We start from the raw sequence: 13,724 nt of genomic DNA, 5'->3' as shown, positions 1-13,724 counted from the left end.
AACTCCCCTCAGTGATTGACACTACGCAATACGTTGTCGACGGCCGTGCCGAGCTTGTCGACGATCTGGTCGATCTCGTCCGCGGAGGCGATATAGGGCGGCGCCAGCAGCACGTGGTCGCCGCGGACGCCGTCCACGGTGCCGCCGCCGGGGTAGCAGCCGAGCCCGCCTGCGAACGCCTCCGCCTTGATCTTCTGGTTGAGCTTGAGCGCGGGATCGAACGAGGTGCGGGTTGAGCGGTCGGCGACCAGCTCGATCGCCCAGAACAGGCCGCGGCCCCTGATGTCGCCGATATGGCGGTGATTGCCGAAGCGCTCGGTCAGCCGCTGCTCGAGCTGCTTACCGCGCTGCTGCACTTGCGCAAGCAGATTGTCGTCGCGGATCACGTCCTGCACCGCGAGCGCGGCGGCGCAGGCGAGGGGATGGGCCAGATAAGTATGGCCGTGCTGGAATGCGCCCGAGCCTGAGCGGATCGTGTCGATAATCTTGCCGCTCGCGAGCATCGCGCCGATCGGCTGGTAGCCGCCGCCGAGCCCCTTGGCGATCGCCTGGATGTCGGGTGCGACGCCTTCCTGCTCCCAGGCGTGCGTGGTGCCGGTGCGGCCCATGCCGCACATGACCTCGTCGAGGATCAGCAGCGCGCCGTGGCGGTCGCAGATCTCGCGCACCGCCTTGAAGTAGCCGTCCGGGGCGGTTACCGCGCCGGCAGTGGCACCAACGACGGGCTCGGCGAGGAATGCGGCAACCGTGTTGGGACCAAGCCGCTCAAACTCGGCTTCAAGCTCGGCCGCGAGCCTCGCCACGAACTGCGCATCCGACTCGCCCTCGCGCTTCTCGTGATAGGCAAAGGCCGGCGTGACATGGCTGAAGGCAGCCGAGAGCAGCGGCGCATAGGGCGCGCGGCGCCAGGCATTGCCGCCGGCGGCGAGCGCGCCCAGCGTGTTGCCGTGATAACTCTGCCGGCGCGCGATGAAGTGCTGGCGCTGCGGCTCGCCCCGCTCGATGAAGTATTGCCGGGCGAGCTTGATGCTGGCCTCGATCGCTTCCGATCCGCCGCTGACGAAATAGGCGTAGGCAAGACCGCCGGGCTCGTGCCCGACCAGCCGCTCGGCCAGTGCCTCCGCGGGCTCGGACGAGAAGAAGGCGGTGTGCGCATAGGCCAGCGTCGAGGCCTGCTTCGCCATCGCCGCGAGCACGCGCGGATGCTGATGACCGAGACACGACACGGCCGCGCCGCCGGAGGCGTCGATGACGGGGCGGCCGTCCTCGGCGAAGAGATAGACGCCTTCGCCGCCGATCGCCTTGAGTGGCGTTTCACGCAACGAGCGATGCAGCACGCGGCTGGTGCGAGCGGCCATGGGATCAACCTTTCTCTGAGACGTAGGTCGAGGCCGCGGCAAGCCGCGCCTCGGTATTTTCCAGACGCTTCTTCGCGGCCGTGCCGCCGAGCGAGAACGTCACCGCGGCGAGCGACTGGGCGATCGCGATCGCGCCGGTGAGGCTCGGAAAAAAGCCGGGGGAGGAGGCGGCCTCGAACAGCAGAACGTGGTCGGCGCCCTCGGCCATCGGTGCCGAGAGGCTGTCCGCGATCGCGATCAGCGTGGCGCCCGCGCGGTGAGCGGCTTGCGCGACCCGGACGCTCGCATGGGTGTAAGGCAGGAAACCGATGACGATGACGGCCTCGCCGGGGCGGAAGGCGCCGAGATCGAGATCGTCGGGGCCGGATGCACCGACGAGCTGCACCTGTTCGGGACGGAACAGGCGGAGCTCGTAGTTCAGCAACTCCGCGACGCTGCGGCAGCTGCGATAGCCGGTGATCCAGATCCGTTTTGCATCATGCAGCGCGCGGGCCGCTTCCACGATCGGCTGCGCTGCGATACGCGGCAGGCCGGCGGCTTCGGCCTCGAGCTTGTCCGCGACCAGCGCGACATCCGCCTGTGGGCCGTGCCGGCGGCCCTTGGCGCGGCCGGAGAAGGGCGAGGTCTGCGACGGCCGCCGCGCCTCGGTCAGCGCCGCGCGCAGCTCGTCCCAGCCGGAATAGCCGATCGCCTTGGCAAGCCGCGTGAAGGCGGCGGGGTCGGCGCCGGCCTCCGCGGCGAGATCGCGCATCGAACGGGTGGTGGCGTCGTAGTCATTGGCGGCGACGAAGCGGCCAACCTCCTGCAGACGCAGGGGGAGCGATGGCAATGCGATGCGCAGGTCGCTCAGGGGCGAGGATTTCGCTGGTACGGCCATGAAACATTTGTTGCATGAATCGAGGTTTGATGCAACAGTTGACGTGCGCCGCCGGAAATCGCTGCATTTCGAGAAGGATTTTTGTGCCGTGACCGCCGATCATCCCAGACCGCCGCCAAGCCGCCGCTTCTTCGAGCTCGGCCGCAACGAATTGAAGGGTCTGTTCTGGCAGGTCCTGGTCGTCGGAATCGTGCTCGCGGTGATCGTCTTCCTGTGGTCGAACACCGTCACCAACCTGTCGGCCCGCCGCATCACCACCGGCTTCGCCTTCCTCGGCCGCGAAGCCGGCATGCCGATCGCCGACAGCCTTCTCTCGTACAATCCGAGAGATTCCTATCTGTGGGCCTTCGTCGTCGGCATCTCCAATACCTTGCGTGTCGCGGTGATCGGCATCGTGCTCGCGACGATCCTGGGCACCCTGATCGGCATCTCCAGGCTTTCGTCCAACTGGCTGCTGTCGCGGCTTGCCGCCGTCTATGTCGAAACGCTCCGCGACATCCCGCTGCTGCTCCAGCTGCTGTTCTGGTACGTGCTGATGCAGGCGCTGCCGGCCGCGCGCGCGGCCTGGCGGCCGGTCGAGGGCGTGTTCCTGTCCAACCGGGGCCTGATCCTGCCGGCCATTCCAGTTGGCTCGCCGCAGCTCGTTGTGCTGGGCACGGCCGCGCTCGGACTTGCCGCGTTCTTTCTGATCCGGCGCTGGCTGATCGCGCAGCAGATGCGCGATGGCAAGCCGCGGCCGGCCTGGCCCTTTGCGATCGGTCTCGTCCTCGCGCTGCCGGCGGCCGTCTCCATGGCGCTTGGCGTGTCCTGGTCGATCGAATGGCCGCAGCTGCGCGGCTTCAACTTCGTCGGCGGGCTGACGCTTGCGCCGGAATATTTTGCGCTGCTGATCGCGCTCGTCACCTACACCTCGGCCTTCATCGCCGAGATCGTGCGCAGTGGGATCCAGTCCGTGCCGCGCGGCCAGTGGGATGCCGCCAGTGCGCTGGGCCTGCGCCGCAGCCTCATGCTGCGCCAGATCATCCTGCCGCAGGCGCTGCGCGTCATCGTGCCGCCGATGACGAGCCAGTATCTCAATCTGACCAAGAACTCGTCGCTGGCGGTCGCGATCGGCTATCAGGACGTGGTGTCGGTCGCCAACACGACGCTGAACCAGACCGGGCAGGCGATCGAGGCGATTGCGCTGATCATGGCGGTGTTCCTGACCATCAGCCTCGGCATCAGCTTCTTCATGAATTGGTACAATGCGCGTATCGCGCTGGTGGAGCGCTGATCATGACTGTGATCGCCGATATCCCCGAGGCACCGCGCGCCGCCCGCCGGCCGCAGATCGGCAATCCGGTGCTGCACTGGCTGCGCACCAATCTGTTCTCGTCGATCCCCAACGCCATCATCACGGTCGCGTTGCTGGCGATCCTGGCCAAGGGCCTTTTCAGCTTCTTGCAATGGGGCATCGCCAACGCGGTCTGGTTGACGCCGGCGAATGATTCCAGTGCGTGCAAGGCGGCCCGCGGCTTAGGTGCCTGCTGGGCCATCATCCCCGAAAAGTACCGCTTCATCCTGTTCGGCACTTATCCATTCGACGAGCAATGGCGGCCGGCGCTGTCGGTCGTGCTGTTCATCGCGCTGTTCTATCTCTCGGCCCGTCGCGCCTTCTGGCGGCGCGAGCTGGTCTATCTCTGGATCGGCGCACTGGCGCTGATCAGCGTGCTGATGTGGGGCGGCGTGTTCGGCCTGTCCTTCGTCTCGCAGGACCGCTGGGGTGGCTTGCCGGTGACGCTGATCCTGGCGACGTTCGGATTGGCCTTCGGCTTCCCGCTCGGCATCCTGGTCGCGCTCGGCCGGCGCTCGAAGTTGCCGGCGATCCGCTCGCTCTCCGTGCTCTATGTCGAGCTGATCCGCGGCGTGCCGCTGGTGAGCCTGCTGTTCATGGCGAGCGTGATGTTTCCGCTGTTCATGCCTGCCGGATTCAACATCGACAAGCTCCTGCGCGCGCAGATCGCGATCATCCTGTTTGCGGGTGCTTATCTTGCCGAGGTCATCCGCGGCGGCCTTCAGGCCGTGCCGCGCGGGCAATATGAAGCAGCCGATGCGCTCGGGCTGTCCTACTGGCGCAAGCACCGGCTGGTCGTCCTGCCGCAGGCGATCCGCCACGTCATCCCGCCGCTGGTCAACACGTTCATCGCCTTCTTCAAGGACACCAGTCTCGTCCTGATCATCGGCATCTTCGATCTGCTGACGACGGCCAAGACCGCGATCATCGATCCCGCCTGGCAGCAGTTTTCGGTCGAGGTCTATATCTTCGTCGCCGCGATCTACTTCGTGTTCTGCTTCGCGATGTCGCGCTACAGCCGCAGCCTGGAGGCGACGGCCACGAGATGAGTCTCGTGTCCCGGACGCGCTGCAGCGCTCAAGCGCTGCTGCGCAGAGCCGGGACCCAGAGGTACACGGGAGGTATCGGAGATATGTGCCCCGGACGCAGCGCACCGCGAAGGCGCGCTGCGCTGCGTCCGGGGCACGAGATGTTACTTCGTCACCCTGGGATCGATCGGCGTCTGCCCGCGCAGGCCCAAAATATCCTCCAGCACCTTCGCGCCTGCGATCACCTGCGCATCCGCGCGCGGCGCGCCGACCACCTGCACGCCGACCGGCAGGCCCGAGGCGGTGAAGCCGCAGGGCAACGACAGCGAGGGGCAGCAGGCGAGCGTGATCGCGTAGACGATGCCGAGCCATTCGACATAGTTCTCGAATTTCTTGCCCGCGCATTCCGCGACATAGCGGTGCTGGATCGGGAAGGGAGGCACGATCGTGGTCGGCGTCAACAGCAGGTCGTAGGTCCTGAAGAACTCGACCGCACGCGCGGTCATGCCGACGCGCTGCGCCTCGGCGCGCGCGAGCTGCTCGACCGTCAGCTTGAGGCCTTCCTCGATGTTCCAGATCACCTCGGGCTTGAGCAGGTCGCGCTTGGTCTTGAGCAGATTGGCCTTGGTGATCGCGAAATCGAAGGCGCGCAGCACGTGGAAGCATTCATGCGCTTCGCGCCAGTCGGGATGCGCCTCCTCGACGACGGCGCCGGCTTCGGCGAAACGCTCGGCCGCCTTGCGCGTGATCGCCTTGACCTCGGGATCGACGGGGGTGATGCCGAGATCGGGCGAATAGGCGATGCGCCTGGGCTTCTTGGGAGACTGCGCCGCCGACAGGAACGAGGTTACAGGCGACGGCAGCGACAGCGGATCATCGGCATAGTCGCCGCTCATGGCGTCCAGCAGCAGCGCGAGATCCTCGACATTGCGCGCCATCGGCCCGACCACGCCGAGATTGCGGTCGATACCCGATTTGGGCGTGTGCGCGACACGACCGATGCTCGGCCGCATGCCGACGACGCCGCAGAACGCCGCGGGGCTGCGCAAGGAGCCGCCCATGTCGGAGCCCTGCGCGAGCCAGGCCATGCCGGTCGCCAGCGCCACCGCCGCGCCGCCGGAGGAGCCGGCCGCCGATTTCGTCGTATCCCAGGGATTGAGCGTTGCGCCAAACACCTCGTTGAAGGTGTTGGCGCCGGCACCGAATTCGGGCGTGTTGGATTTGGCGTAGACCAGCGCGCCGTTGGCCTCGAGATTCTCGACCATCAGGTCGGACTTGGCGGGGATGTTGTCCTTGAAGATCGGCGAGCCCTGCGTGTTCAGCACGCCCGAGACGTCGGTGAGATCCTTGATCGGCACCGGCAGGCCCGCCAGCAGCCCACGCGCGCCGGCCGGCTTCCGCATCAGTGCCTTGGCGCTGTCCCGCGCGCGATCGAAGCACAATGTCGGCAGCGCGTTGACCTTGCCGTCGACCTCCTTGACGCGCTTCTCCACGACATCCAGCAGTTCGAGCGGAGAGACGTCGCCGGAACGCAGTCTGTCGACGACGGCGCAGGCGGTTTCGCGGATCAGGTCTTGAGACAAGTATTTTACTCCGATGCTTATTGTGTTCGTCATTGCGAGCGCAGCGACTTGTCCGCCGAAGCTTTAGCGAAGGCGGAAGCAATCCAGCCCGCCAGAGCGGATGCATTCCCGGATTGCCTCGCTGCGCTCGCAATGACGCGGATGGAATTAACCCCAGCCGGCGCTGATGCCGCCATCCACGGTATAGATCACGCCCGATGTATAGCCGGCGCGATCCGATGCCAGGAACGCCATGAGATCGCCGATCTCGCGCGCATGCGCGGGACGGCCGAGCGGCAGGCTCTTCTGGAATTCCTTGTAGCGGCTCTCGTCGCCGAACTGGTGCTTGGCGCGCGTCTTGAGCAGCGTGACGTGGCGGTCGGTGCCAACAGGGCCGGGATTGATGCCGACGACGCGGATGTTGTCGGCGAGGCTCTTGCTGCCGAGCGCGCGGGTAAACGCCATCAGCGCGGCGTTGCCGGCGCTGCCGCAGATGTAGTTGGCGTCGAATTTCTCGCCGGCCGCGCCGATGTCGTTGACGATGACGCCGCCGCCCTTCGCCTTCATCTGCGCGTAGATCTGCCGCGTCAGGTTGATGTAGCCGAACACTTTCAAGTCCCAGGCGTGCCGCCAGGTCGCCTCGTCGATCTTGTCGATCGAGCCGCCCGGGATGTCGCCGGCATTGTTGACGAGGATGTCGATGTCGGCGGCCTCTCCGGCGAGCCGCGCCAGATCCTCGGCCTTGCGCAAATCCACGACGCTTATCCTGGCATCGATTTGATGCGCGGCGCGCAAACGCTCGGCCAGCGCCTTGAGCTGCTCGCCATTACGGGCGGCGAGCAGGAGGTTTGCGCCTTCTTCGGCAAACGCCTCGGCAGCGGCCGCGCCAATGCCTTTGGACGCGCCCGTGATCAGGACGCGCTTGCCACGCAGATGGAGATCCATGAGGGGGTACTCGCTTGGTGGGAACAGCAGGATGAAATCAGTAGGCGCCCAGCGGCGCTAGGGTCAACATTGCAGTGCAGCGTTGCACTGCCGCCGAGTTTGGTCCATTGCAGTGCGGTCAAAAAGGCGGCGGCTGCCGGACCAAAAAGGGACGTTCTCCATGAGCAAGAAACAATACCGGATCGCGGTCATTCCTGGCGACGGCATCGGCAAGGAAGTGATGCCCGAGGGCCTGCGCGTTCTGGAGGCCGCGGCCAAGAAGCACGGCGTGTCCGTGCATTTCGATCATTTCGACTTCTCCTCCTGGGACTATTACGAGAAGCACGGGCAGATGATGCCCGATGACTGGAAGGAGAAGATCGGCAAGCACGACGCCATCTATTTCGGCGCGGTCGGCTGGCCGGCCAAGATTCCGGATCACGTCTCGCTGTGGGGCTCGCTGATCAAGTTTCGCCGCGAGTTCGACCAGTATGTCAATCTGCGCCCGGTGCGGCTGATGCCCGGCGTGCCGTCGCCGCTGGCGGGCCGCAAGCCCGGCGACATCGATTTCTGGGTGGTGCGCGAGAACACCGAGGGCGAATATTCCTCGGTCGGCGGCCGCATGTTCCCGGACACCGATCGCGAGTTCGTGACGCAGCAGACGGTGATGACCCGCACCGGCGTTGACCGCATCCTGAAGTTCGCCTTCGAGCTCGCCCAGTCGCGGCCGAAGAAGCATTTGACCTCAGCGACCAAGTCGAACGGCATCTCCATCACCATGCCTTATTGGGACGAGCGCGTGGAGGCGATGGCCAAGAAGTATCCGGGCGTGAAGTGGGACAAATATCACATCGACATCCTGACCGCGAACTTCGTGCTGCATCCCGACTGGTTCGACGTCGTGGTCGGCTCGAATCTGTTCGGCGACATTCTCTCCGACCTGGGTCCGGCCTGCACCGGCACCATCGGCATCGCACCGTCAGGCAACATCAATCCGGAAGGCGACTTCCCCTCGGTGTTCGAGCCGGTGCACGGCTCCGCGCCCGACATTGCGGGGCAGGGCATCGCCAACCCGATCGGCGCGATCTGGTCCGGCGCGATGATGTTCGAGCATCTCGGTGAGAAGGAAGCCGGCAAGTCGATCGTCGAGGCGATCGAGCGGACGCTCGCCGAACGCACGCTGCGCACCAAGGATCTCGGCGGCAACGCCGACACCACGGCCTGCGGCAAGGCGGTGGCGGATATGGTGGACTGAGGCGGTGCGTTAGCGAAACTAGCTCCGGCAGCGCCACGAACTCTCCCGTCGTCCCTGCGAACGCAGGGACCCATAACCACAGGGAGGAGTTTTGGGGCGTGCTGGTGGTTGCTCCCAGTCTTCGTCGAACCACTTCCTGTGGTTATGGGTCCCGGATCGGCGCGCGCTGAGGGCGCGCTTGTCCGGGACGACGCTGGTTGTGATGACTCACCCCGCGATCTTCTCGATCACCGCCGGGTCCAGCCCGAACTTCTTCCCGGCCTCGAGAATCTCCTGCCAGGTGGTCGGATCGACCGGAATGCCTTCCGCAAGGCGCTTCTGCTTGGTCTCGCGCTCGGGATCGCCGGCGATCTTCACCTTGTCGACGCCCGGGGCGGGCGGCGAGCCGGTGTGCCAGGCAACGAAGCTCTCGACTTCGCTCGCGAGGTTCTCGCCGGTGCCAAGCTTGTTCGGATCGATGATGATCGAGAGCATGCCGTTGAGCACGTTGTATTTGCCGTCGGATGGGCCCTTGACCACCTGGCCGCCGGAGAGCGCGCCACCGAGGATTTCGCACACCAGCGCGAGCCCCGAACCCTTGTGCTCGCCGAACGGCAGGATGGCGCCGTACGGCGGGATCACGGTGTAGCGCGGGTTGACGGTCGGCTTGCCTTCGTTGTCGATGATGGTGCCGGGCTCGAGCTCGACGCCCTTGTTGTGGGCGACGCGGGTCTTGCCTTGCGCGATCTTGCTGGTGGCGAGATCGAGCACGATCGGGGGCTTGCCCCGGCGCGGGATGCCGACGCAGAACGGGTTGGTACCGTGGCGTGCATCGCTGCCGCCCCAGGGCGCCACGATCGGGCGCGAGATCACGTTGACGAAATGGATCGAGACCAGCCCGTGGTCGATGCACTGCTCGGCCCAGTGGCCGATGCGGCCGATATGGTGCGAGTTGGAGAGACCGACGAGGCAGACGCCGTTCTGCTTGGCGCGCGCGGCCGCCAGCTCCATCGCTTCATGGCCGATCACCTGGCCGTAGCCGGTGAGGCCGTCGAGGGTAAGCAGCGGGCCGGTATCGAGCACGATCTTGACGTGCGCGTTCACGGCAAGGCCGCCGTTGACGACGCTCTGGACATAGCGCGGGATCATGCCGACGCCGTGGGAGTCATGTCCCTTGAGGTTGGCCTCGACGAGGTTGGTGGCGACGAGCTCGGCCTCGCGGTCCGAGGAGCCGCCGGCCTTGACGATGGCGCGGATGGCGTTGGTAAGCGGCTCAGCCTTGATGATGCGAGTGTCGGCCATTGTTGTTGCTCTTATCCTTTCACGATCCTGCGGCAGTGGACCCACGCCGCTTCAATCAGGTTTTCGCTGGCTTCCGGCGTGCGGAAGGCGGAATGCGCCGACAGCGTCACGTTCGGAATCTTCGTCAGCGGGTGATCGCCGGGCAGCGGCTCGATGTTGAAGACATCGAGGCCGGCGTGGCGGATATGGCCCGATTTCAGCGCGTCGATCATCGCGGCTTCGTCGACGATCGCAGCACGGGCGGTGTTCACGAAGATGACCCCGGGCTTCATCGCAAATATCTTCTCGCGCGTGATCATGCCGCGCGTCTCGTCATTGAGCAGCAGATGCAGCGACACCACATCGCTCTTGGCCAACAGCGTGTCGAGGTCGGTGAATTCGACGCCGGGATGGCTCTTTGGCGAGCGATTCCAGGCAATCACCTTCATGCCGCTGCCCGAGGCGATGCGCGCGACCTCGGCGGCGATGCCGCCGAAGCCGATCAGGCCCAGCGTCTTGCCGGTGAGCTGCATGCCGTCCTCGCGCAGCCAGCTGCCGGCGCGCATCTCGCGGTCCATCATCGCGATGACGCGGGCCGAGGCCCACATCAGCGCGATCGCGGATTCAGCGACGGCGGTGTCGCCGTAGCCCTTGATCAGATGCACCGAAATGCCGAGCTCGGCGAGTTCTTCGGGGTTCATGTAGCTGCGCGCGCCGGTGCCGAGGAACACGACGTGCTTGAGGCCCGTACACTTCTTGGCAACCTCGGTCGGAAGCGCGGTGTGATCGACGATCGCGATCTCGGCGCCGTCGAGGATTTCGGGATATTGCTCCGGCTTGATGTCGGGATCCCGGTGGATCCGCACCTTGGGATCGCCGGGCTGCTCCAGCCGCTCCATGATCACGGCGAGCGCCTCGTTGGCGTCGACGAAAACTCCGCGCATGGCTGTCTCCGGTCAGGACGCAACGCCGGCGATCGCCAGCACGGTGTGCATGAGGACGTTGGTGCCGGCGGCGCAGTCGCCCTGCGTGGCGTCTTCCAGCTCGTTGTGGCTGATGCCGTCCTTGCAGGGCACGAACACCATCGCTGCCGGCATCACGGTGTTGAGGTTGCAGGCATCGTGACCGGCGCCGGAGGTGATGCGGCGGGAGGAATAGCCGAGCGTCTTCGCGGCGTTCTCGACAGCTGCGATCAGTTTTGGGTCGAAATGCGTCGGCGGCTTGCGCCAGACCAGGTCGATCTTGACGTCGACCTTGCGGCGCGCGGCGATCTCGGCAATGGCAGCGCGCAGATCGCGGTCGAGCGCATCCATGATGGCGCCGTCGGCGCTGCGGCAATCCATGGTGAAGGCGATTTCGCCGGGAATGACGTTGCGGGAGGGATTGGCGATCACGGCCTCGCCAATGGTGCCGACCGCGTTCGGCCCGTGCTTCTTCGCAATGGCTTCCATCGCCAGCACGATCTCGGACAGTGTCGCCAGCGCATCGCGCCGCAGCGGCATTGGTGTCGAGCCCGCATGGCTCTCGAAGCCGGAGATCTTACCGTCGTACCAGAGCACGCCCTGGCCGGAATCGACCACGCCGATGGTCTTGCCTTCGGCTTCCAAAATCGGCCCCTGCTCGATGTGCAATTCGACGAAACAACCGAGCTTCTGGAAGCCGACCGGCTTGTCGCCGCGATAGCCGATGCGGTCGAGCGCCTGGCCGACGGTGGTGCCGTCGATGTCCTTGCGCGAGAGGATATCGTCGGTGGTGAAATCGCCGACGTAGGCGGCGGACGCCATCATCGCGGGCGCGAAGCGCGAGCCTTCCTCGTTGGTCCAGTTGACGATGCAGATCGGTGCTTCAGTCTCGATGCCGGCGTCGTTCAGCGTGCGGATCACTTCGAGTGCGCCGAGCGTCCCCAAAATGCCGTCATACTTGCCGCCGGTCGGCTGGGTGTCGAGATGCGAGCCGATGCCGACGGGCAGTTTTGTCATGTCGCGGCCCTTGCGCAGGCCGAACTGCGAGCCGAGGGCGTCGGTGTGCACCTCGAGGCCGGCCTCCTCGCACGCCTTGCGGAACCAGTCGCGCACCTGCTTGTCTTCGCTGCTCAGCGTCAGCCGCTTCACGCCGCCCTTGGCCGTTGCGCCGAACTGCGCGGTCTCATGGATGGAGCCCCAGAGGCGGGCGGAATCGATTTGCAGGTTGGTGGCGGCTCGGCTCATGCGGTCGGTCTCTCGCAATCGTACTCTTGGTTGTCCGGCGCCTGTTTCAATGACCCGCCAGCGCGGGCGCGTCAACCGCGAGGCTGCTCTGCGCAATCCGAGATGCAAGCTCGGCGACACGCTGCACCGCCACGACGTCGGGCGAGGCGAGCCAGCTCGCCGTGAAGGTCAGCGGCGCGATCGCAAGATCGGTGTCGAGCAGCTGCAGCCGCCCGTCGGCCAATTCGTTCTCGACGATGGCATCCGGGATCACGGCGATGCCGAGGCCTTCCACCGCCATGTGGATCACGGTCGCCAGCGACGCCGAGGCGTGCAGCCGGATCGGCGGCAGCTCCGGCCGGTCGAACACCTCGCGCACGACCTCGTAAGGCTTGGTCTTGCGCGGGAACGTGATGATGGGAAACCGCGCCAGCTCCGCCGGCGTCACCGGACCGTTGCCGAGGCCGAGCGAGGGGCTTGCGAGAAATCCGATCGGATAATCGGCGAGCACGCGATTGTGCACGCCGGAGGTCGACAGTGGCCCGACGACGAAGGCGAGCTCGATCTCCTGCGCGAGCAGGCGCGCGGTGAGGTTCGGCGTGATGTCGACCTCGATCTCCAGCGACAGGTTCGGATAGACCTCGTTCACGCTCTTCACGAGGCGGGGCAGCCAGGTGTGCACGATGGTCTCGGCGACGCCGAGCCGCATCACGCCCCGCATCGCAGAGCGGTCGCCGATCTCGGCCATCATCTGGGCGCGCAGGCCGATCAGCTTCTCCGCATAGACCATCATCTGCCGGCCGCTGGGCGTCGGCGAGGCCACGCGATGATCGCGGTTCAGGAGTTTTACGCCCATCTCGCGCTCGAGCTGGGCGATGCGCTGGGAGATCGCCGGCTGGGTGGTGTTGAGCCGTGCTGCGGCGCCGCGAAAGCTGCCGAGCTTTACAACCCAGAGGAAGGTTTCGATCGATCTGAAGTCCAACATTTGGAAAGATTTTCCCGACCGATAAAAGAGATTTATCGAGATCGATTAGAAAGGAAGATTAGACTTTATACCACGCTTGGTGTTGGCTGTCTTTGTCGAGTTTATAGGCAGGTCGATCATATGACTGTTTTGGTGGCAACGCAGCAAACTGAAACGCCCGACACCCTCCCGAGCCGTCAGGCCCGGCTCGCCTATCGTGGCGGTGAGGTCGGTTCCACCGCCGGCGTCGCCCCCGGCTTCGTCCAGGGCAATCTGGCGATCCTGCCGGCGGAATACGCCAGCGCCTTTCACCGCTTCTGCCAGCTCAATCCAAAACCGTGCCCGATCATCGGCATGTCCGACGTCGGCAGCCCGCACATTCCCGCGCTCGGCGCCGACCTCGATATCCGCACCGACGTGCCGCGCTACCGCGTCTGGCGCGACGGCGAGGTCGTGGACGAGCCGACCGACGTGAAGAGCTACTGGCGCGACGATCTCGTCACCTTCGTGCTCGGCTGCTCCTTCTCCTTCGAAGAGGCGCTGCTCGACGAGGGCATGCCGATCCGCCACATCGAGCAGAACGTGCGGGTGCCGATGTACCGCACCAACATCGCTTGCGGCGAGGCCGGCCCGTTCGCAGGCCCCATGGTGGTGTCGATGCGTCCGTTCAAGCCGGCCGATGCGATCCGCGCGGTGCAGATCACCTCGCGCTATCCCGCCGTGCACGGCGCCCCCGTGCATCTCGGCCATCCGCATCTGATCGGCATCAAGGACATCGCCAAGCCCGACTATGGTGACCCCGTACCCGTCGCCGATGACGAGATCCCGGTGTTCTGGGCTTGTGGCGTGACGCCGCAATCGGTGATCAACGCGGCGAAGGTGCCGTTCGCGATCACACATTCGCCCGGCCTGATGCTGGTCACCGATCTCAAGAACAGGACCATGGCCGTGATTTAATGGGCAGCGTTTGCTGCTTC

General features: G+C 65.6%; 12 protein-coding genes. 4 read left to right on the top strand and 8 right to left on the bottom strand.

Annotation, left to right across the window (positions count from 1 at the left end; all coding sequences use genetic code 11):
- Positions 1 to 8 precede the first annotated feature (8 nt).
- Entirely contained in the window at positions 9 to 1,358 is a 1,350-nt protein-coding gene (locus tag HYH08_RS15035; RefSeq protein ID WP_220010591.1) for an aspartate aminotransferase family protein, read from the bottom strand.
- 4 nt (positions 1,359 to 1,362) lie between these two features.
- Positions 1,363 to 2,235, bottom strand: coding sequence for a MurR/RpiR family transcriptional regulator (locus HYH08_RS15030; protein ID WP_220010590.1), 873 nt, complete (start codon positions 2,233 to 2,235; stop codon positions 1,363 to 1,365).
- Between the two features lie 88 nt (positions 2,236 to 2,323).
- On the opposite strand from HYH08_RS15030, the gene HYH08_RS15025 reads away from it, so the two are divergent.
- Entirely contained in the window at positions 2,324 to 3,508 is a 1,185-nt protein-coding gene (locus HYH08_RS15025) for an amino acid ABC transporter permease (RefSeq protein ID WP_220010589.1), read from the top strand.
- Between the two features lie 2 nt (positions 3,509 to 3,510).
- A complete protein-coding gene (locus HYH08_RS15020) occupies positions 3,511 to 4,617 on the top strand; it encodes an amino acid ABC transporter permease (protein WP_220010588.1) in 1,107 nt (368 codons plus the stop codon).
- Positions 4,618 to 4,760: 143 nt separating this feature from the next.
- Here HYH08_RS15020 and HYH08_RS15015 read toward each other — a convergent pair whose 3' ends face one another.
- Both HYH08_RS15015 and HYH08_RS15010 read right to left on the bottom strand, forming a co-directional pair.
- Entirely contained in the window at positions 4,761 to 6,179 is a 1,419-nt protein-coding gene (locus tag HYH08_RS15015; RefSeq protein ID WP_228747837.1) for an amidase, read from the bottom strand.
- Positions 6,180 to 6,326: 147 nt separating this feature from the next.
- On the bottom strand, positions 6,327 to 7,103 hold the full coding sequence (locus HYH08_RS15010) for an SDR family oxidoreductase (RefSeq protein ID WP_220010586.1): 777 nt from the start codon (positions 7,101 to 7,103) through the stop codon (positions 6,327 to 6,329).
- A gap of 160 nt (positions 7,104 to 7,263) precedes the next feature.
- Between HYH08_RS15010 and HYH08_RS15005 the strand changes: the two genes are divergently transcribed.
- Positions 7,264 to 8,337, top strand: a complete 1,074-nt coding sequence (locus HYH08_RS15005; RefSeq protein ID WP_220010585.1) for a tartrate dehydrogenase — start codon at positions 7,264 to 7,266, stop codon at positions 8,335 to 8,337.
- 207 nt (positions 8,338 to 8,544) lie between these two features.
- Here the strand turns inward: HYH08_RS15005 and HYH08_RS15000 are convergent, their stop codons facing one another.
- From HYH08_RS15000 to HYH08_RS14985, 4 genes are read right to left on the bottom strand one after another with little or no spacing between them, the layout of a single operon-like run.
- Complete coding sequence (locus HYH08_RS15000; protein WP_220010584.1) at positions 8,545 to 9,618, bottom strand: malate/lactate/ureidoglycolate dehydrogenase; 1,074 nt, start codon at positions 9,616 to 9,618, stop codon at positions 8,545 to 8,547.
- 11 nt (positions 9,619 to 9,629) lie between these two features.
- A complete protein-coding gene (locus tag HYH08_RS14995) occupies positions 9,630 to 10,541 on the bottom strand; it encodes an NAD(P)-dependent oxidoreductase (protein WP_220010583.1) in 912 nt (303 codons plus the stop codon).
- A 12-nt stretch (positions 10,542 to 10,553) separates the two neighbouring features.
- A complete protein-coding gene (locus tag HYH08_RS14990) occupies positions 10,554 to 11,804 on the bottom strand; it encodes a Zn-dependent hydrolase (RefSeq protein WP_220010582.1) in 1,251 nt (416 codons plus the stop codon).
- Positions 11,805 to 11,850: 46 nt separating this feature from the next.
- Positions 11,851 to 12,768 carry a LysR family transcriptional regulator gene (locus HYH08_RS14985; protein WP_220010581.1) on the bottom strand — a complete coding sequence of 306 codons (918 nt, stop codon included), beginning with the start codon at positions 12,766 to 12,768 and terminating at the stop codon, positions 11,851 to 11,853.
- 120 nt (positions 12,769 to 12,888) lie between these two features.
- Here HYH08_RS14985 and HYH08_RS14980 point away from each other — a divergent pair, with 120 nt between their 5' ends.
- A complete protein-coding gene (locus tag HYH08_RS14980) occupies positions 12,889 to 13,704 on the top strand; it encodes a putative hydro-lyase (RefSeq protein ID WP_220010580.1) in 816 nt (271 codons plus the stop codon).
- Positions 13,705 to 13,724 lie beyond the last annotated feature (20 nt).

The organism is Bradyrhizobium sp. BR 10289 (genome assembly GCF_019455385.1).
In the GTDB taxonomy this organism is placed as follows: Bacteria; Pseudomonadota; Alphaproteobacteria; order Rhizobiales; family Xanthobacteraceae; genus Bradyrhizobium.
The sequence above is the reverse complement of the archived record's forward strand: the minus strand, read 5'-3'. Positions and strand labels throughout refer to the sequence as shown.

Excerpts from the sequence above, each read along its gene's own strand:
- HYH08_RS15035 (WP_220010591.1), bottom strand. The coding sequence starts at position 1,358 with ATGGCCGCTCGCACCAGCCGCGTGCTGCATCGCTCGTTGCGTGAAACG.
- HYH08_RS15030 (WP_220010590.1), bottom strand. The coding sequence starts at position 2,235 with ATGGCCGTACCAGCGAAATCCTCGCCCCTGAGCGACCTGCGCATCGCA.
- HYH08_RS15020 (WP_220010588.1), top strand. The coding sequence starts at position 3,511 with ATGACTGTGATCGCCGATATCCCCGAGGCACCGCGCGCCGCCCGCCGG.
- HYH08_RS15010 (WP_220010586.1), bottom strand. The coding sequence starts at position 7,103 with ATGGATCTCCATCTGCGTGGCAAGCGCGTCCTGATCACGGGCGCGTCC.
- HYH08_RS15005 (WP_220010585.1), top strand. The coding sequence starts at position 7,264 with ATGAGCAAGAAACAATACCGGATCGCGGTCATTCCTGGCGACGGCATC.
- HYH08_RS15000 (WP_220010584.1), bottom strand. The coding sequence starts at position 9,618 with ATGGCCGACACTCGCATCATCAAGGCTGAGCCGCTTACCAACGCCATC.
- HYH08_RS14995 (WP_220010583.1), bottom strand. The coding sequence starts at position 10,541 with ATGCGCGGAGTTTTCGTCGACGCCAACGAGGCGCTCGCCGTGATCATG.
- HYH08_RS14990 (WP_220010582.1), bottom strand. The coding sequence starts at position 11,804 with ATGAGCCGAGCCGCCACCAACCTGCAAATCGATTCCGCCCGCCTCTGG.
- HYH08_RS14985 (WP_220010581.1), bottom strand. The coding sequence starts at position 12,768 with ATGTTGGACTTCAGATCGATCGAAACCTTCCTCTGGGTTGTAAAGCTC.
- HYH08_RS14980 (WP_220010580.1), top strand. The coding sequence starts at position 12,889 with ATGACTGTTTTGGTGGCAACGCAGCAAACTGAAACGCCCGACACCCTC.